The sequence below is a fragment of the Klebsiella aerogenes KCTC 2190 genome (genome assembly GCF_000215745.1).
Taxonomy (GTDB): Bacteria; Pseudomonadota; Gammaproteobacteria; order Enterobacterales; family Enterobacteriaceae; genus Klebsiella; species Klebsiella aerogenes.
Window position 1 is genome coordinate 3,558,869 of sequence record NC_015663.1, and the last position, 18,823, is coordinate 3,577,691.

Here is an 18,823-nt window from a genome sequence, read left to right on the forward strand (position 1 = left end):
TTCTGCGCCATGTTTTCTACAGCGTGTGGCGATTGATAAATATATACACTCTAAATTAACTTTCTGATTTAAAACTATTATTTTGTTATTTTGGCGAAAAAATCTACCGTATCAGCGATTTACGCGTTGGGCTATGCCATATATACTCGAACATCGGCTATCAGCAACCAGATGGATTACATGTACCAACCTGCCGCACTATTTATCGGCCTTCGCTACATGCGCGGGCGCGCAGCCGACCGCTTCGGCCGTTTCGTTTCCTGGCTTTCGACCATCGGCATTACGCTTGGCGTGATGGCGCTGGTGACCGTCCTGTCGGTGATGAACGGTTTTGAGCGCGAGCTGCAAAACAACATCCTGGGGCTGATGCCGCAGGCTATCATTAGCGCCCAACAGGGCTCTATCAACCCGCAAAAAATGCCGGAAAGCGCCGTTAAGCTGCAGGGCGTGACGCGCGTCGCGCCGATCACCACCGGTGATGTGGTGCTGCAAAGCGCCCGCAGCGTCGCCGTCGGCGTGATGCTGGGTATCGACCCGGCGCAAAAAGATCCGCTGACGCCTTACCTGGTGAACGTGAAACAAAGCGATTTGCAGGCCGGCAAATATAACGTCATTCTCGGCGAACAGTTGGCGGGTCAGTTGGGGGTTAACCGCGGCGATCAAATTCGCGTGATGGTGCCTTCCGCCAGCCAGTTTACCCCGATGGGCCGTGTCCCGAGCCAGCGTCTGTTTAACGTCATCGGCACCTTTGCCGCCAACAGCGAAGTCGATGGCTATCAAATGCTGACCAACATTGATGACGCCTCCCGCCTGATGCGCTATCCACTGGGCAATATTACCGGCTGGCGACTGTGGCTCAGCCAACCGCTGCAGGTTGATACGCTCAGTCAACAGAAGCTGCCTGATGGCACCAAATGGCAGGACTGGCGTGAGCGTAAAGGCGAGCTGTTCCAGGCCGTGCGGATGGAAAAAAATATGATGGGGCTGCTGCTGAGCCTGATCGTCGCCGTTGCCGCTTTTAACATTATTACCTCGCTTGGCATGATGGTGATGGAGAAGCAGGGCGAGGTGGCTATTCTGCAGACCCAGGGGCTGACGCCGCGGCAGATCATGGCCGTCTTTATGGTACAGGGCGCCAGCGCCGGGATAGTGGGCGCGCTGCTTGGCGCGCTGCTCGGCGTGCTGTTGGCCAGCCAGCTGAATAATTTAATGCCGATTATCGGCGCGTTTTTGGACGGCGCGGCCCTGCCGGTGGCGATTGAGCCGCTGCAGGTGATTATTATCGCTCTGGTGGCGATGGCGCTGGCCCTGCTGTCTACGTTGTATCCTTCCTGGCGCGCCGCCGCCACCCAACCCGCTGAGGCTTTACGTTATGAATAAGATCCTGCTGCAATGCGACAACCTGTGCAAACGCTATCAGGAAGGCAACGTGCAAACCGATGTGCTGCACGATGTCAGCTTCAGCATTCAAGAGGGTGAAATGATGGCGATTGTCGGCTCTTCAGGCTCCGGCAAAAGCACGCTACTGCACCTGCTTGGCGGGCTGGATACGCCGACCTCCGGCGATGTTATTTTCTCCGGTCAGCCGATGAGCTCGCTCTCCGCCGCGGCTCGCGCCGATCTGCGTAACCGCGAACTCGGGTTTATCTATCAGTTCCACCATCTGCTGCCGGATTTTACCGCGTTGGAAAACGTGGCGATGCCGCTGCTGATTGGCAAGAAAAAAGCGGCGGATATCGAACGCCAGGCGAAAGCGATGCTGCAGGCGGTCGGCCTGGAACACCGTAGCCATCATCGTCCGTCGGAGCTTTCCGGCGGCGAGCGCCAGCGCGTGGCGATTGCTCGCGCGCTGGTGAACAAACCGCGGCTGGTACTGGCGGATGAACCGACCGGCAACCTCGACGCCCGCAATGCCGACAGTATTTTTGAGCTGCTGGGCGAGCTCAACGTGGCGCAGCGTACCGCTTTCCTGGTGGTGACCCATGACCTGCAGCTGGCGAAACGCATGAACCGCCAGTTGGAGATGCGCGATGGCCGCCTGACGGCTGACCTGACCCTGATGGGGGCCCAGTAATGGCTTCACCGTTATCGTTACTGATTGCGCTGCGTTTTAGCCGCGGCAGACGCCGCGGCGGTATGGTCTCGCTGATTTCCGTCATCTCTACTATCGGCATCGCATTAGGGGTGGCGGTACTGATCGTCGGCCTGAGCGCGATGAACGGTTTCGAGCGCGAGCTCAACAACCGCATTCTGGCGGTGGTGCCGCACGGCGAAATCGAGCCGGTTAACCAGCCGTGGAATAACTGGAACGAAGCGCTGACGAAAGTTGAAAAAGTGAAAGGCATCGTCGCCGCTGCGCCTTATATCAACTTTACCGGGTTGGTGGAGAGCGGCAGCCATATGCGCGCTATTCAGGTCAAGGGCGTCGATCCGCAGCAGGAGAGCCGCCTGAGTTCGCTACCAAACTTTGTGCAGAACAACGCATGGGCCAACTTTAAGGCCGGCGAGCAACAGGTAATTCTGGGTAAAGGCGTCGCCGATGCGCTGCACGTGAAGCAGGGCGATTGGGTGTCGATCATGATCCCCAATTCAGATTCCGAGCACCAGCTGTTGCAGCCGAAACGCGTCAGGCTACACGTGACCGGGATTCTGCAACTGAGCGGCCAACTGGACCATAGCTTCGCGATGATCCCAATGGCGGACGCCCAGCAGTATCTGGATATGGGCAGCAGCGTGACCGGCATCGCCATTAAAGTCACCGACGTTTTTCACGCGAATACGCTGGTACGCGACGCCGGCGAAGTGACCAACAGCTACGTCTATATCAAGAGCTGGATCGGCACTTATGGCTATATGTACCGTGATATTCAGATGATCCGCGCCATTATGTATCTCGCCATGGTACTGGTTATCGGCGTCGCCTGTTTCAACATTGTCTCGACGCTGGTGATGGCGGTGAAAGATAAAAGCGGCGATATTGCGGTGCTGCGCACGCTTGGCGCGAAAGACGGCTTAATCCGCGCGATTTTCGTATGGTATGGTTTATTGGCCGGTTCGGTCGGGAGCCTGATCGGGGTAGTGATCGGCGTGATAGCCGCGCTGAAGCTGACATCGATTATCAACGGTATCGAAGCGTTGATCGGGCATAAATTCCTTTCCGGCGACATCTATTTTATTGACTTCCTGCCGTCTGAATTGCACTGGCTGGATGTCGTTTATGTGCTGGTGACAGCACTGTTGCTGAGTTTGCTGGCCAGCTGGTATCCCGCCCGCCGCGCCAGTCGTATTGACCCGGCGAGGGTGCTGAGTGGCCAGTAATTTATCGTCGTGGCCCGTCAAACGCCGCATCCCTTAGGCCAGTGCTGTGAAAGCAGATACAGCCCAAAGGATGAGGGGTTGGGGCCAATAAGAGGAATGGCTGAAATGTACTACGGATTTGACATTGGCGGCAGCAAGATAGCATTGGGCGTATTTGATAACGCCCGGCAACTGCAGTGGGAAAAACGCGTCCCCACTCCAACGGAAAGCTATGAGGCTTTCCTGCAGGCGATTGAAGCGCTGGTTCGCGAAGCCGATCGGCGCTTTGGCGTGGAGGGCGCGGTCGGTATCGGTATCCCCGGCATGCCGGAAACCGCGGAGGGCAAGCTGTATGCCGCCAACGTACCCGCCGCCAGCGGCCAACCGCTGCGCGTTGATCTCAGCGCGCGCCTGGGGCGTGAAGTGCGTCTTGATAATGACGCCAACTGTTTTGCGTTATCTGAAGCGTGGGATGATGAATTTACCCAATATCCGCTGGTGATGGGATTAATCCTCGGCACCGGCGTGGGCGGCGGGATCGTGCTTAACGGTAAATCGATAACCGGCCACAGCTACATCACCGGCGAGTTCGGCCATATTCGTCTACCGGTAGACGCCCTGGAAGTGGTGGGGCGCGATTTTCCGCTGACCCGTTGCGGCTGTGGTCAGCTCGGCTGCATCGAGAACTATCTTTCCGGCCGCGGATTCGCCTGGCTGTATCAGCATTTTTATCACCAATCCTTAACTTCGCCGCGGATCGTCGATCTGTGGCTGCAGGGTGATGCGCAGGCGCGGGAGCACGTCGAGCGTTATCTCGATCTACTGGCCGTTTGTCTGGGCAATATCCTCACCATTGTCGATCCGGATCTGCTGGTGTTGGGTGGCGGATTATCTAATTTTACTGCTATAACCGAAGGGCTGGCGCAGCGCCTGCCGCGTCATTTGCTTCCGGTCGCCCGGGTGCCGCGCATTGAGCGCGCGCGTCATGGCGACGCCGGAGGTATGCGCGGTGCGGCCTTCCTTCATTTGACTCATTAATTACAGGGGTAGCTATGCTGTCGCGCCGCTTACATCGCTTAAGCCGTTTCCGCCGTAAAAAACGCCAGTTACGCGATCGCTTACGGCAACGTGTCTTCTTCGGCGAAGACAAAATGCCGCCGCAGGCAATAGATAAACCGCGGGTGGTGGTGTTAACCGGCGCCGGTATTTCGGCAGAGTCGGGGATTAAAACCTTCCGCGCCGCCGACGGCCTGTGGGAAGAACACCGGGTGGAGGACGTGGCGACACCGGAAGGTTTTGCCCGCGATCCGGCGTTGGTGCAGGCGTTTTATAACGCCCGCCGCCGCCAGTTGCAGAGCGCAGAAATCGCTCCTAATGCCGCGCATCTGGCGCTGGCGAAGCTGGAAGAGGCGCTTGGCGATCGTTTTCTGCTGGTGACGCAGAACATCGATAATCTGCACGAGCGCGCGGGTAACCGCCGGGTTATCCATATGCATGGCGAGTTGCTGAAAGTACGCTGTTCGTGGAGCGGGCAGGTGCTGGAATGGACCGGCGACGTGACGGTGGATGACAAATGCCACTGCTGCCAGTTCCCGGCGGCGCTGCGCCCGCACGTGGTATGGTTTGGCGAGATGCCGCTGGGGATGGATGAGATCTACAGCGGGTTGGCCGAGGCCGATATCTTTATTGCTATCGGAACCTCTGGTCACGTTTATCCGGCGGCGGGTTTCGTCCATGAAGCCCGTCTGCACGGCGCGCATACCGTCGAGCTAAACCTTGAACCCAGCCAGGTCGGCAGCGAATTCGCTGAGAAACATTACGGGCTGGCAAGCGAAGTGGTGCCCGAGTTCATTGATAAGCTGCTGAAAGGGCTTTAGTGGTCATACGCCGCGCCTTTTACTACGGGCGCGGCTTTCTGGTTCATTGCCCGCGGTTTTACTCTTGCGTAATCCCTCAATCGTTCCCCGGTAACTCAAATTTTTGTGCGTTAGCGCTGATTTCCGTACGTTTTTTTGCGCGCAGCGACGAATCTGAACCAGATTTAAAGGCACCAGCTTTAACTCCGATAATCCCAGCAGCTATATCCTCAGCCTGTCCAGGAGCTTCAGTGATGCCTTCGCCGATGATTTATCAGCACTTAACGACCTCAGCGCTACTCGAACACGCGGCGCAGTATCATCGCGAGACGGAAATCGTCTCGGTGAGTACTGCCGGAGAAATAGAACGTAGCAGTTGGGGAGAAGTGGCCCGCAATGCCCGACGACTGGCCTCGGCGCTGGCGACGTTGGGCCTGCCCGCTGGCGCCCGCTGCGGTACGTTAGCGTGGAATAACCGTCGTCATCTCGAAATCTATTTCGCCGTCGCGTCTGGCGGTTGGGTGACGCACACGATCAATCCGCGGCTGTCGGTCGAACATCTGTTGTATATCATCAATGATGCCGCCGATGAGGTGCTGTTTATTGACCAGACTTTCCTGCCATTAATACGGCAACTGCAGCCACAACTACCGACGGTTAAACATATTGTATTGATGGAGCCGCATAGTGAAGACGCGCAGGATTTGCTGCCGTCATTACGCTTTTTTGACCAGCTGTTACAGCAGGGGGATGCCGACTATTGCTGGCCTGGGTTGAATGAGCTGACGCCTGCTTCGCTTTGTTATACCTCAGGGACCACCGGCAGGCCGAAAGGCGTACTGAATACCCATCGCTCGCTGGTGCTGCATGCGCTAAGCGGCAACCAGCCGGACGGTGCAGGCATTTCAGCGCAAGATTCGCTGTTGCCGGTAGTGCCGATGTTCCACGTCAACGCCTGGGGAACGCCGTTTATTGCCGCGATGGGGCCGCACCTGGATGGCGATAGCCTGCTGCGTCTGCTGAGCGCCGAGAAGGTCAGCGTGGCTTTTGGCGTGCCGGTGATTTGGGCCGGACTGCTGGCGGCGCTGCGTAAATCGGATCTTCGCCTGCCTTTTTTCAAGCGCTCCTTCGTCGGTGGCTCGGCGTTACCGCCATCGATGAGAGAAGCGTTTAAGCGCGATTATGATATTGAGCTGATCCATGCCTGGGGGATGACGGAAACGTCGCCCATCGGCACGATCAATACGCTGCTCAGTAAGCACGCCGCACTCCCGGCGGAGCAGCAGCGTCAGCAGAGTGATGGGCAGGGACGGCCGATTTTCGGCATCGATCTACGGGTGGTGGATATCGACGGGAAACCGCTGCCCTGTGATGGCAAAAGTCAGGGATATTTGCAGGTTCGCGGCCACTGGGTGGTCGATCACTATTTTGGTCGCGATGAGAGTGCGCTGACCGCTGATGGCTGGTTTGATACCGGCGATATCGGCACCCTCGACGTTAACGGCTATCTGGTTATCCACGATCGGGCGAAAGATATTATTAAATCTGGTGGGGAGTGGATCTCGACCGTCGAGCTGGAGAATATCGCCATCGCCCATCCAGCGGTGCGCAGCGCCGCAGCGATTGCCGCACGTCATCCGCGTTGGGATGAACGCCCGGTGTTGCTATGCGTCCGCGCTGACGGGGGCGAAGTCGAAGAGGCCGATCTGCTGGCCTGGTATCAGGAGCGGGTGCCGAAATGGCAGATCCCCGACCGCATAATTTTTATCGATGCGTTGCCGGTTAGCGCCACCGGTAAGGTGCAGAAGAATCGCCTTCGTGACGAGTACGGCCAGATTTTAATGCGCGAGGAAAGATGACCACTGCTGAGTTTGTGCATTATCTACAGCATCGGGCGGGCAGGGGAAAAAGGCGGAACCAGGGTTCCGCCTTACGGGGTTAGCGCCCGGCTTTCAGTTTCTGGTAATACTCTTCATAAATGGCGCTGGCGCTGCCGACGTCATTTTGCCATTCGCCTTTTTCGATAGTGGCGGCTTCCGGATACAGCGATTTATCGTTGGCGACTTCCGAGCTGAGCATTTTGCGCGCGGCCAGGTTTGGCGTCGGATAGCCGATAGTTTCGGCTACCTGTTTCGCGACATCAGGGCGCAGCAGGAAGTTAATCAACTTCAGCGCGCCGTCAACGTTTTTGGCATTCGCCGGAATCGACAGGCTATCCATCCAGAAAATGCCGCCTTCTTTTGGCCAAATCACTTCCAGCGGGGTACCTGCCTGACGCGCGACATAAGCGGAACCGTTCCAGACCATGCCAAGGTTCACTTCGCCTTCCATATACGGGTTTGCCGGGTTATCGGAGTTGAACGCCGCGACGTTTGGCATCAGCTTTTTCAGCTCGTTATAAGCCGCTTCAATCTCTTTTGGATCGGTGGTGTTGCCGGAATAGCCCAGTTTGCGCAGCGCCATCTGGAACACCTCGCGCGCGTCGTCGGTCAGCAGCAGGCTGCTTTTATATTCCGGTTTCCACAGGTCGGCCCAACTGGTCACGGTTTTCGGGTCGATAGCATCGCTATTGACGCCGATTGCCGTCGCGCCCCAGATGTAGGGAATCGAGTAGTCGTTATTCGGGTCAAAAGGTTTGTTCAGCATCTGCGGATCGAGGTTGCTGAAGTTACTCAGCTTGCTCTTGTCAATCTTTTGCAGCATGCCTTCTTTGCGCATTTTGTCGACGAAATAGGTTGATGGCACCACCAGATCGTAAGCGCCGTCTTTATAGGTTTTGAGCTTGGCGTACATGGTTTCATTCGACTCGTAGGTCGAATAGATCACCTTGATGCCGGTCTCTTTGGTGAACTGTTCCAGCAGGCCTGGCGGCACGTATTCGGTCCAGTTATAGAAGTAGAGCGTTTTGCTATCGTCCGCCTGCGCGGCGCCCATGCCCAAAGCCAGAGCGCCCGCGGCGAGCAGGTGGCGTGACCATTTTTTCATTTTAACGTCCCCTGAGTTTTATCACGTGCAATTAACTGACTGGCGATGACCATCACCAGCGAAAGAACCAACAGAATCGTCGCCAGCGCGTTCACTTCTGGCGAAACGCCGACCTTCACCATGGAGTAGATCTTCAGCGGCAGGATTTCATAACCCGGACCGGTGACAAACGAAGAGACCACCACGTCATCCATCGACAGGGTAAAGCTCAACAGCCACCCGGCCGCTACCGCCGGCAGCGCCAGCGGCAGGATGATTTTGCGCAGAATGGTCATCTCGCTGGCGCCGAGATCTTTCGCCGCTTCCAGCATGCGCACATCAAAGCCTTTCAGGCGAGAGAACACTGTCACCACCACGAATGGCAGGCAGAAGGTGATATGCGAAAACAGCAGCGACCAGAAACCCAATTGAATACCGATCAGCATAAACAGCACCAGCAGGGAGATAGCCATCACGATATCCGGGGACATCATCACGACGAATAGCATTCCGCTGACGAACGGCTTACCGCGAAAACGGTAGCGATACAGCGCCACGGCGGTGAGCGAGCCGATAAGCGTGGCGAAGGTTGCCGACAGCACCGCCATGGTCAGCGAGTGCTGGGCGGCCTGCAGCAGGCTATCGTTATTCATCAGCAGGCTATACCAGTCGGTGGTGAAGCCTTGCCAGTTAATACCAAAGCGTGAACGGTTAAACGAGTTAACGATCAGAATAATAATAGGGATGTAGAGATACGCGTAAATGGCGGTCATAAAGCCGCCGCGCAGCAGCCGACCGATCATTCCAGCTCCACCTTTTTATTCAGCAGACGCGCCGCGCGCCAGTAAATCAACAACATCAGCCCCATCACCAGCGTTAAGGTAATACTGGTCGCCGCGCCGAACGGCCAGTCGCGGATATTAAGGAACTGACTCTTGATAACGTTGCCGATCAGCAGGTTTTTGGCGCCGCCCATCAGGTCTGAGACGTAAAAGAGTCCCATTGCCGGCAGCATCACCAGCAGACAGCCGGCGATAATTCCCGGCATGGTCAGTGGAATAATGATGCGGATAAAAGTCTGCAGCTTGCTGGCGCCGAGATCTTTTGCCGCCTCCAGCAGCGGGCGATCCAGTTTCTCAATGCTGGAGTAGAGCGGCATCACCATAAACGGAAGCAAAATATAGACCAGGCCGATAATCACTGCCGATGGCGTGTACATAATGCGTACCGGCGTATCGATAACCCCCAACCACAGCAGGAACTCATTCAGATAGCCTTTGGTGCTGAGGAAAATCTTCAGCCCATAGATACGGATCAGCGAGTTCGTCCAGAACGGGACGATCAGCAGGAACAGCAGCAGCGGGCGTACCTTTTGCGGCAAGCGCGCCAGGAACCACGCGAACGGGTAGCCCAACGCCAGGCAGGCGAGGGTCGCCAGCAGCGCCATATTCAACGAGTGCAGCAGCACATCGTAATAGAGCGGATCCAGCAGCCGCGAGTAGTTATCCAGCGTGAAGACCATTTTGACGAAGTTCGCATCGTCGCGGGTCAGGAAGCTGGTGGCGATGATCATCAGGTTGGGCAAAAAAACGAACAGCACAAGCCAACCCACGATAGTGGCGATCACCACATTCTGGAATTTACTGGTGTTCTTCATCGGCCAGCACAACCTCCCAGCTTTCTACCCAGTTAATCGCCATTTTCTGGTCGAGCGAGTGGTCAAAGTCCGGATCGTCTTCATTGAAGAATTCGCTGACCATAACCATCTTGCCGTTTTCCAGCTCAACAACTGACTCAAGGGTCATCCCCTTGTAGTTGCGCTCGCGCACGTAGCCGATAAGGCCGTCAGCTTCGCTGCCGTGATGAATTTCATCCACGCGGAGATCTTCTGGCCGCAGCAGTACGTTCAGCTGTTGCCCTTTTTCAACGGCGAAATTGACGTAGATATTGCACTCGCGGCCTTCGACGCAGGCGCGTACGCGCTGTTCATCCAGACGTTCAATGACGGTCGCGTTGAAGATGTTGATTTCGCCAATAAAACTGGCGACGAACAGATTCTTCGGCTCTTCGTAGATTTCACGCGGAGTGCCGTCCTGCTCGATTTTGCCATCGCGCATCACCACAATGCGGTCGGACATCGTCAGGGCTTCTTCCTGGTCATGGGTGACGAAAACAAAAGTGATGCCGAGCTTGCGCTGTAGCGCTTTGAGTTCGTTCTGCATCTGCTTACGCAGCTTGTAGTCGAGCGCCGAGAGGGATTCATCAAGCAACAGCAGACGCGGTTTGTTGACCACCGCCCGGGCGATGGCGACACGCTGCTGCTGGCCGCCGGAGAGTTGGTGGGGCTTACGCTGGGCAAACGCCTCCAGCTGTACCATTTTCAAAGCGTCCATCACCCGCGGGGTGATTTCTGCCGCCGGGGTTTTCTGCATCCGCAGGCCGAAGGCGACGTTTTCAAACACGGTCATGTGCGGGAAAAGCGCATAGCTTTGGAATACGGTATTGACGTGGCGGTTTTCCGCCGGAACATGGGTGATATCCTGGTCTTCAAGGTGGATACGTCCGACATCGACGCTTTCCAGACCAGCGATTAGACGAAGAACGGTTGTTTTACCGCAGCCAGAGGGGCCAAGCAGGGTGAGAAATTCACCATTATTGATGGTTAAGTTGAGATCGGAGATAACGGTCTTACCATCAAAGCTTTTGCGAATTCCCGCCAGTTGTACCAGCGGAGAAAGCGAACGCGGTTGTATATTCAATTTTTGACTCTGTCCCATGTAGACGCAACGGAAAAGGGATCGCTGCGGGGTTTGTGATTAACCACCTTTGGGGTTGCACATAATTAATAAGGGCCAGCATTTTACGGCAAACGATTGTAATCGCCAATCATTGTTGTACCGCGGTGTACCACCTTTACACATAATGCATGTAAATGTATTAAATTTTGGTTTACGGGCTAAAAATGACCTGACGCAATATTTGTCTTTTCGCCCTTATTGATAATGTTGTCACAAAAAAAGAGGGTGGCCACATGGATAAATTGCTTGAGCGTTTTCTGCAGTATGTTTCTTTAGATACGCAATCGAAGCCTGGCGTGCGTCAGGTTCCCAGTACCGAAGGGCAGTGGAAGCTGCTGCGTTTGCTGCAGAGCCAGTTGGAAGAGATGGGGCTGGTCAACGTGACGCTAAGTGAAAAGGGCACGGTGATGGGGACGCTGCCGGCCAACGTCGCAGGCGAAATCCCGGCCATCGGTTTTATTTCCCACGTTGATACCTCGCCGGATTTCAGCGGCAAGAACGTGAATCCGCAAATTGTCGAAAACTACCGCGGCGGCGATATCGCCCTCGGCATCGGCGATGAAGTGTTGTCGCCGGTGATGTTCCCGGTCCTGCATCAGCTGTTAGGCCAGACCCTGATTACCACCGATGGTAAAACGCTGCTCGGCGCCGACGATAAAGCGGGCATCGCAGAGATCATGACGGCGCTGGCGACGCTGCAGGCGAAAAAGATCCCTCACGGCGATATTCGCGTCGCCTTTACGCCGGATGAAGAAGTCGGCAAAGGCGCGAAGCACTTTGACGTCGCCGCGTTTGATGCCCGCTGGGCGTACACCGTGGATGGCGGCGGGGTCGGCGAACTGGAGTTTGAAAATTTCAATGCCGCCTCGGTGACCATCAAAATTGTTGGCAATAATGTGCATCCCGGCACGGCGAAAGGGGTGATGGTTAACGCTTTATCGCTGGCGGCGCGTATTCACGCCGAAGTGCCGGCCAGTGAGGCCCCGGAAACCACCGACGGTTATGAGGGTTTTTATCACCTGACCAGCATCAAGGGCAGCGTCGACCGGGCGGAGATGCACTACATTTTGCGCGATTTCGATCGCAAGCAGTTTGAAGCGCGCAAACGCAAAATGATGGAGATCGCCAAAAAGGTCGGTAAAGGGCTGCATCCGGATTGCTACATCGAACTGGTGATCGAAGATAGTTATTACAACATGCATGAGAAGGTGATTGCCCATCCGCATGTAGTGGACATCGCGCGTCAGGCGATGGTGGACTGCGATATCGAGCCGCAGATAAAGCCAATCCGTGGCGGTACGGACGGCGCCCAGCTCTCTTTCATGGGCTTACCGTGCCCGAACCTATTTACCGGCGGCTACAACTATCACGGTAAGCACGAGTTTGTCACTCTGGAGGGCATGGAGAAAGCCGTGCAGGTGATTGTGCGGATTGCGGAGCTGGCGGCAAAACGTTAAACCCAGATCCCGGTCCTGCAGGCCCGGTAAGGCGTGAGCCGCCACCGGGCAAAAAGAGTCCATATAAGCTGAAGAGGAGGGAACCTCTGATGTCAAATTATCGCCGTAGTTATATCCCCGGCGGCTGCTGGTTCTTCACCGTAAACCTGCAAAATCGGCACAGCGATCTGCTGACACGACATATTGATCATCTTCGTGCCGCGATAGCCTGTGCTAAACGTAAAAGACCTTTCCAGATTAACAGTTGGGTTGTGTTACCTGAACATATGCACTGTATCTGGACGTTGCCGGAAGGCGATTCCGATTATTCTGGTCGTTGGCGGGAAATTAAAAAGTCTTTTACGCGTGCGTTAGCGCAAAACCAGATCTGGCAGCCGCGTTTTTGGGAACATGCCATCCGTAATGATGAAGATTATCGGCGCCATATGGATTACGTTTATATCAATCCAGTGAAATATCGGCTTGTTGGATGCGTGAGGGATTGGCCATATTCAACGTTCCACCGCGATGTGAGGAAAGGGTTATATCCTGAAGATTGGGCTGGGGATACGGTCGAAATAGATGCCGGAGAGCGGCGGTAATATGCCGGATGGCGGCTACGCCTTATCCGGCCTACGGTACCGATGCCATTTGTCGGCCCAGTAATCGTAGCGCCACCGGGCGGGGTATGGGTTGATGCCGTTTGTCGGCCCGGTAAGCGCAGTGCCACCGGGCAGGGTGTTGTTGATGCCGTTGTAGGCCCGGTAAGCGCAGCGCACCGGGCAGGGTGTGGGTTGATGTGGTTTGTAGGCCCGGTAAGCGTAGCGCCACCGGGCAGGATGTGGGTTGATGCCGTTTGTAGGCCCGGTAAGCGTAGCGCCACCGGGCAGGGTGTCGACTCAGTCCTCGAAGAACCAGTATCCGCTGTTGACCAGCGCCGCTAGCATGGCGAGGAAAGATGGGTCTTCCAGCGCATCGCCGAAATGTTCGGCGCGTAGCGACAGATGCGTTGCCAGGGCGTCAAGCGCCGGGCGGTGCGGAGAGTCGATTTTCTCGCCGTTGACGAACACTTCGCCATCGATCCGCAGCACGCGAAGGCCGCCAAGGCGGGCGAGCTTATCGCCCTGCTGCAGCGCATCGTAAATTTCATCCGGCTGGTATGGCGGCTCCGGCGGCGCTACGTCAAGCTCGTGGCGGGATTGGGTAATGAACTCACCAAACCACTGCTTAAAGTGTTCAGGTTGGTTAATCAGCCCCAGCATCATCTCACGCAGGCGATCCAGTTCAACCGGCAGAATATCGGCCGGATGGTCGCGGGATGGCACGTCCGGATCGGCATAGCGCTGGCTGCCCAACTCTCGTTGCAAAATATAGTCAGCAAAACCGCTGAACAGCTCGCGGGCATTCGGCGCACGATAGCCGACCGAATAGTTAAGCGAATTTTCCAGCGAATAGCCTTCATGTGGGAATCCTGGCGGAATGTAGAGAATATCGCCAGGTTCCATCTCCTCATCGATGATGGCCTCGAATGGATCAACCTGTAGCAGATCGGGATGCGGGCAGTGCTGCTTCATCGGCACCTTTTCGCCCACGCGCCAGCGTCGGCGGCCGGTGCCCTGAATAATAAACACGTCGTATTGATCAAGGTGTGGACCCACACCGCCGCCGGGAACGGAGAAAGAGATCATCAGGTCATCGATACGCCAGTCCGGCAGGGCGCGGAAGGGATGCATCAATGCCGCCGTCGGCTCGTGCCAGTTGTTCACCGCTTGCACCAGCAGCGACCAGTTGTTCTCGCTAAGATGATCGTAGCTTTCAAATGGACCATGGCTGACCTGCCATTTTCCGTCCTGATGGCTCACCAGGCGGCTGTCGACCTCGCTCTCCATGGCCAGGCCGGCCAGTTCATCCGGGCTGATTGGGTCGATGAAATTGGCGAAGCCGCGCTTTAACACTACCGGGCGTTTTTGCCAGTAGCGTTCGATGAAGTCGGGCCAGTTAAGCGTTAATTGATAGTCCATATTTATATTCCACAGCAGGTGTCTGTCTGGGATTATAACGGATGCGGCGCCGCGGCGATGCAGGCGCCGTTAAAAAACTGTTGCGTTAGCTCTCTTTATCATCAGGAAGCTGGCGGCCAAAGATAACTTCCATGCAGGCGCCGCCGAGCAGGCTGTCACCGGTCAGGATATCGCCGTCGTACTGTTCGACGATATCGCGGGCGACAGACAGGCCTACCCCCTGACCCGGACGCAACGTATCGGCGCGCTGGCCGCGATCGAACACCGCCGTGCGCTGGTTGCGGGGGATACCGGGGCCGTCGTCCTCCACCAGAATATGCAACTGGTTGTCGTTGGTCTGGCGTACCGAGACTTCGACAAACTCCAGACAGTACTTGCAGGCGTTATCGAGAACGTTGCCCATCACTTCCATAAAGTCGTTCTGCTCGCCGACAAAGCTTATCTCCGGTGAAATATCCAGCGTGATGTTGACCCCTTTACGCTGGTAGACCTTATTTAAAGCAGAGGTCAGGCTATCCAGCAGCGGGGCGATGGGGTGCAGTTCCCGGCTGAGAAGCGCATTGCCGCTGCGCATGCTGGCGCGGTGGAGATAGTAGCCGATTTGCTGCGAGATGCGGCTAATCTGCTCCAGCATTACCGGCTCAGCTTCGCTGACGCTGATTTTCTCGCCGCGCAACGAGCGCAGGGTACTTTGCAGCACCGCCAGCGGCGTTTTCAGGCTGTGGGTTAAGTCAGTGAGGGTGGTTCGGTATTTGTCATAGCGGTCACGCTCGCTTTTCAGCAGGCGATTGAGGTTACTGACCAGGCCGGTAAGTTCACGAGTGGTGTGAGAATCGAGCCTCTCGCGATGATGTTCTTCCAGCTCGCGGACCTCTTTCGCCAGGGATTCGATAGGGCGTAAACTCCACCAGGCGGCAAGCCACAGCAGCGGAATGACCAGCAACAGGTTGGCCGCCAGCACGTAAATAAACCAGCTCCACACCATGTAAGAGCGTTTTAGCTCCACCGGAATGGTGTCGACCACCACAATACTCAATTGCGGCATCGTCGCGGTGGCTGGATAGAGATTAATCGCCACCGAGTGCGTCATCTCCGAGGAGTCGTCTTCCTCGCGGATGGCATCAAGCTGTTCGCGCATTTCATCATTATTGCGCAGCAGCAGACTACTGCTGCCAACATCGGCTTCTATTTCATGAAAGCCGTTGCTTTTCAGCCATTCAGGTTGGATCCGCTTCACCAGCCACGGGACGTCATGCTGCGCCCACAGCAGTTTACCTTTGGCGTCGTAAATCAGCGTCACCGTCGGGCTCTGCATGTTCAGGTGTTCGGGGATATCGACATCGATGTGGTTATTTTCCCACTTCGCCAGCATGTAGAACAGGTTGCTCTCGCCGCGCAGCAGGCGGAAGGTGGTTTTATCAAAGCTCACGCTGTAGCCTACCAGCGCAACCATGCCGTACGCCAACGACAGGATCAGTACCACGGCGGCGGTCGCCAGCAGAAAGCGGACGCGCAGAGAAAGCGGAAGAATATGTCGTAACACGCTTTTCATCCGCGCAGTTCGAATAAGTAGCCCTGGCCGCGCACGGTGGTGATCACGTCCTGCGGATATTGCGCCTGGATTTTCTTACGCAGCCGCCCCATCAGCACATCGATGGTGTGGCTTTCGCGGAGTTCGGCATCCGGGTAGAGCTGCAGCATTAGCGAATCTTTGCTCACCACTTTGCCGCGGTTACGGATCAGCGTTTCCATGATGGTGTACTCAAAGGCGGTGAGCTTGATCGGCTGTTCATTGACCGACAACTCGCGGCGCGATAAATCCACCTGGAACGGCGGGATCGAGATAACCTGCGAGGCCAGGCCACTATTGCGACGCAGCAACGCCTGCATGCGGGCGGCGACCTCTTCGATATGGAAGGGTTTGGTGACGTAATCATCGGCGCCAGCGCTCAGCACCTCAACTTTATCCTGCCAGCCTTCACGGGCGGTCAGCACCAGTACCGGTACCGATACGTCGTGACTGCGCCAGCGGCGGATTAGCGACAGACCGTCTTCATCCGGTAGGCCGAGGTCAACGATGGCGACATCCGGGATGTGCTCGCCCAGGTAGTAGTCTGCTTCCTTTGCATCTTCCGCAGCATCCACCTGATGCCCCAATTCCTGTAGCTGGACCTTGAGGTGATGGCGCAGCAGAGCATTATCCTCAACGACGAGTACGCGCATGCCCATTCTCCATTTCATTTTCGATTTTAATAGTTTAACGCCATTATGTGGGGCTGGGGGTAAACATTATTTAAACCAGGCGGGAGAGCGCGTTTTTCTGCGTGGAAAGTGGGGGGTTGCCAGGTAGCATGCGCGAAGAGATTGCCCATGCTACCTGAGTCAGGCCGGTTACTTCAGCTCGTCGACCATGGTGGTCGCGCGGCCGATGTAGTTAGCCGGGGTCATCGCCTTCAGGCGGATTTTTTCTGCTTCCGGCAGCGGCAGGCCGTCGATGAACTGCTGCATGCCTTCGGCATCAACGCGCTTACCGCGGGTCAGTTCTTTCAGCTTCTCGTACGGTTTTTCGATACCGTAGCGGCGCATGACGGTCTGGATCGGCTCAGCCAGCACTTCCCAGTTGTGATCCAGTTCGTCCAGCAGACGATCCTGGTTCAGCTCCAGTTTGCTCACGCCTTTCAGCGTGGATTGGTACGCGATCAGCGCATAGCCGATACCTACGCCGAGGTTACGCAGCACGGTGGAGTCGGTCAGGTCGCGCTGCCAGCGGGAAACCGGCAGTTTGCTGGCCAGATGCTGCATCACGGCGTTCGCCAGGCCGAGGTTGCCTTCGGAGTTTTCGAAGTCAATCGGGTTCACTTTATGCGGCATGGTCGAAGAGCCGATTTCACCGGCGATGGTTTTCTGTTTGAAGTGGTTGAGCGCAATGTAGCCCCACACATCGCGATCGAAATCGATCAGGATGGTGTTGAAGCGCGCCATGCAATCGAACAGTTCGGCAATGTAGTCGTGCGGCTCGATCTGGGTGGTGTACGGGTTCCATTGAATGCCAAGCGAAGTAACGAACTCTTCGCTGAACTGGTGCCAGTCAACTTCCGGATAGGCAGCGATGTGGGCGTTGTAGTTACCGACCGCGCCGTTGATTTTACCGAGGATTTCCACCTGATTCAGCTGACGGTACTGGCGCTCCATACGGTAGGCGACGTTGGCCATCTCTTTGCCCATGGTGGACGGGGTAGCCGGTTGACCGTGAGTACGAGAAAGCAGCGGCACGTCACGGTATTGGGTCGCCAGATCTTTAATCGCGTCAATCAGCTTGCGCCAGTACGGCAGCACCACTTCGTCACGGGCGGTTTTCAGCATCAGCGCGTGCGACAGGTTGTTGATGTCTTCAGAAGTACAGGCGAAGTGAATGAATTCTGACACCGCATGCAGCTCGGCGATATCGGCGACTTTTTCCTTGAGGAAATATTCTACCGCTTTCACGTCGTGGTTGGTGGTGCGTTCGATAGTTTTGATACGCTCCGCGTCCTCTACGCTGAAGTCGGCAACGATTTTATCAAGGAAACCGTTTGCGTCGGCAGCAAAAGCAGGAACTTCCTTGATCGCTGCGTGCGCGGCCAGTTTTTGCAGCCAGCGGACTTCTACCTGTACACGGAATTTCAGCAAACCGAATTCGCTGAAGATACCGCGCAGCGCGCTGACTTTATCGCCGTAGCGGCCGTCTACGGGGGAAACGGCGGTCAGTGAGGATAATTCCATAAATCATAACTCCGGGGTTAAATGAGCAAGAATTTGTTTTGCCTGGTTAACCAGACGATTGCGAGAAAACATGAGCTGCAGACGTCCGCCGCCAACCTGATGCCATAGCACGGCGGAACGAATGCCGGCGAGTAGGGTAGAGCGTACCTTCGCCTGAACCTGCGGGCTTTGCAGCACGGCAGGGGAACCTGTGACCTGAATGCGCGGCCCCAGCGGGCTGATGACGTCAACGTAAATGCCGGCCATCGCGCTGAGCAGCGTTTCAGATTGTAGATCAAAATGTTCTAACTGACGGCGCAGGCCGCCGATGCGGTTGCCGAGGGTATCCATCGCCCCTTTGCTGGCGGCGAGTTTACGTTCCAGCACCATCAGGCTTAATGTGTAGCGGGTGAGCTCCGCGTTGAGGCCCTGACGGCTGCTGGTATTCAGCACGCCGAGCAGAGTCTCAAGCCCGAGACGAAGATTGGCTTCACTCCCACCGAATACCGCCAGCGTTGAATCCGGGTCGAGATCGATGATGCTGTTCAGCGAAACGTGCAGGGCGTCGCTGTCGCAATGCCCCTGATGCGCCAGTTGCTGAACCAGCCGCGCCGCCTGGCATACGCCCGCCAACGCCAGAGTGATGTCATAATAATTCTTCGCCACGCTTACTCCTTGTAACCCGCCGGGCGTTAATCAGGCATCCGGCG

General features: G+C 56.2%; 17 protein-coding genes. 8 read left to right on the forward strand and 9 right to left on the reverse strand.

Annotated elements, in window-relative coordinates; genetic code table 11:
• Positions 1–180 precede the first annotated feature (180 nt).
• The 6 genes from lolC to EAE_RS16790 all read left to right on the forward strand — a co-directional run bounded on the left by lolC (position 181) and on the right by EAE_RS16790 (position 7,012).
• Entirely contained in the window at positions 181–1,380 is a 1,200-nt protein-coding gene (lolC, locus tag EAE_RS16765; protein WP_015705053.1) for a lipoprotein-releasing ABC transporter permease subunit LolC, read from the forward strand.
• Positions 1,373–2,074, forward strand: a complete 702-nt coding sequence (gene lolD / locus EAE_RS16770) for a lipoprotein-releasing ABC transporter ATP-binding protein LolD (RefSeq protein WP_015367168.1) — start codon at positions 1,373–1,375, stop codon at positions 2,072–2,074. Before lolC ends, lolD begins: the two co-directional genes overlap by 8 nt.
• Positions 2,074–3,318: a lipoprotein-releasing ABC transporter permease subunit LolE gene (lolE, locus tag EAE_RS16775; protein WP_015705054.1), complete on the forward strand. Its 1,245-nt coding sequence runs from the start codon at positions 2,074–2,076 to the stop codon at positions 3,316–3,318. Before lolD ends, lolE begins: the two co-directional genes overlap by 1 nt.
• A 105-nt stretch (positions 3,319–3,423) precedes the next feature.
• On the forward strand, positions 3,424–4,335 hold the full coding sequence (gene nagK / locus EAE_RS16780) for an N-acetylglucosamine kinase (RefSeq protein ID WP_015705055.1): 912 nt from the start codon (positions 3,424–3,426) through the stop codon (positions 4,333–4,335).
• A 14-nt stretch (positions 4,336–4,349) separates the two neighbouring features.
• Complete coding sequence (gene cobB, locus EAE_RS16785; RefSeq protein ID WP_015705056.1) at positions 4,350–5,174, forward strand: Sir2 family NAD+-dependent deacetylase; 825 nt, start codon at positions 4,350–4,352, stop codon at positions 5,172–5,174.
• Positions 5,175–5,407: 233 nt separating this feature from the next.
• On the forward strand, positions 5,408–7,012 hold the full coding sequence (locus tag EAE_RS16790) for a long-chain fatty acid--CoA ligase (protein WP_015705057.1): 1,605 nt from the start codon (positions 5,408–5,410) through the stop codon (positions 7,010–7,012).
• A 79-nt stretch (positions 7,013–7,091) separates the two neighbouring features.
• Here the strand turns inward: EAE_RS16790 and potD are convergent, their stop codons facing one another.
• From potD to potA, 4 genes are read right to left on the reverse strand one after another with little or no spacing between them, the layout of a single operon-like run.
• The gene (potD, locus tag EAE_RS16795; protein ID WP_015705058.1) at positions 7,092–8,138 is read right to left on the reverse strand and encodes a spermidine/putrescine ABC transporter substrate-binding protein PotD; all 1,047 of its coding nucleotides are present in this window, start codon (positions 8,136–8,138) and stop codon (positions 7,092–7,094) included.
• Positions 8,135–8,920: a spermidine/putrescine ABC transporter permease PotC gene (potC, locus tag EAE_RS16800; protein WP_012968557.1), complete on the reverse strand. Its 786-nt coding sequence runs from the start codon at positions 8,918–8,920 to the stop codon at positions 8,135–8,137. The genes potD and potC overlap by 4 nt, the downstream gene beginning before the upstream one ends.
• A complete protein-coding gene (gene potB / locus EAE_RS16805) occupies positions 8,917–9,774 on the reverse strand; it encodes a spermidine/putrescine ABC transporter permease PotB (protein ID WP_015705059.1) in 858 nt (285 codons plus the stop codon). Before potB ends, potC begins: the two co-directional genes overlap by 4 nt.
• The gene (gene potA, locus EAE_RS16810; RefSeq protein WP_015705060.1) at positions 9,758–10,894 is read right to left on the reverse strand and encodes a spermidine/putrescine ABC transporter ATP-binding protein PotA; all 1,137 of its coding nucleotides are present in this window, start codon (positions 10,892–10,894) and stop codon (positions 9,758–9,760) included. Before potA ends, potB begins: the two co-directional genes overlap by 17 nt.
• Before the next feature lie 254 nt (positions 10,895–11,148).
• Here potA and pepT point away from each other — a divergent pair, with 254 nt between their 5' ends.
• Complete coding sequence (gene pepT / locus EAE_RS16815) at positions 11,149–12,372, forward strand: peptidase T (RefSeq protein ID WP_015705061.1); 1,224 nt, start codon at positions 11,149–11,151, stop codon at positions 12,370–12,372.
• Between the two features lie 89 nt (positions 12,373–12,461).
• Positions 12,462–12,953 (forward strand): REP-associated tyrosine transposase, encoded by a 492-nt coding sequence (locus EAE_RS16820; protein ID WP_015705062.1) that lies wholly within the window; start codon positions 12,462–12,464, stop codon positions 12,951–12,953.
• Between the two features lie 297 nt (positions 12,954–13,250).
• Here the strand turns inward: EAE_RS16820 and EAE_RS16825 are convergent, their stop codons facing one another.
• From EAE_RS16825 to hflD, 5 genes are all read right to left on the reverse strand, one after another.
• Positions 13,251–14,372, reverse strand: a complete 1,122-nt coding sequence (locus EAE_RS16825) for a ribosomal protein uL16 3-hydroxylase (RefSeq protein ID WP_015367148.1) — start codon at positions 14,370–14,372, stop codon at positions 13,251–13,253.
• Positions 14,373–14,457: 85 nt separating this feature from the next.
• Positions 14,458–15,924: a two-component system sensor histidine kinase PhoQ gene (phoQ, locus tag EAE_RS16830; RefSeq protein ID WP_015705063.1), complete on the reverse strand. Its 1,467-nt coding sequence runs from the start codon at positions 15,922–15,924 to the stop codon at positions 14,458–14,460.
• The gene (gene phoP / locus EAE_RS16835) at positions 15,921–16,595 is read right to left on the reverse strand and encodes a two-component system response regulator PhoP (RefSeq protein WP_015367146.1); all 675 of its coding nucleotides are present in this window, start codon (positions 16,593–16,595) and stop codon (positions 15,921–15,923) included. Before phoP ends, phoQ begins: the two co-directional genes overlap by 4 nt.
• Before the next feature lie 168 nt (positions 16,596–16,763).
• Entirely contained in the window at positions 16,764–18,134 is a 1,371-nt protein-coding gene (purB, locus tag EAE_RS16840) for an adenylosuccinate lyase (RefSeq protein ID WP_015367145.1), read from the reverse strand.
• 3 nt (positions 18,135–18,137) lie between these two features.
• Complete coding sequence (gene hflD, locus EAE_RS16845; protein ID WP_015367144.1) at positions 18,138–18,779, reverse strand: high frequency lysogenization protein HflD; 642 nt, start codon at positions 18,777–18,779, stop codon at positions 18,138–18,140.
• Between the last annotated feature and the right edge of the window lie 44 nt (positions 18,780–18,823).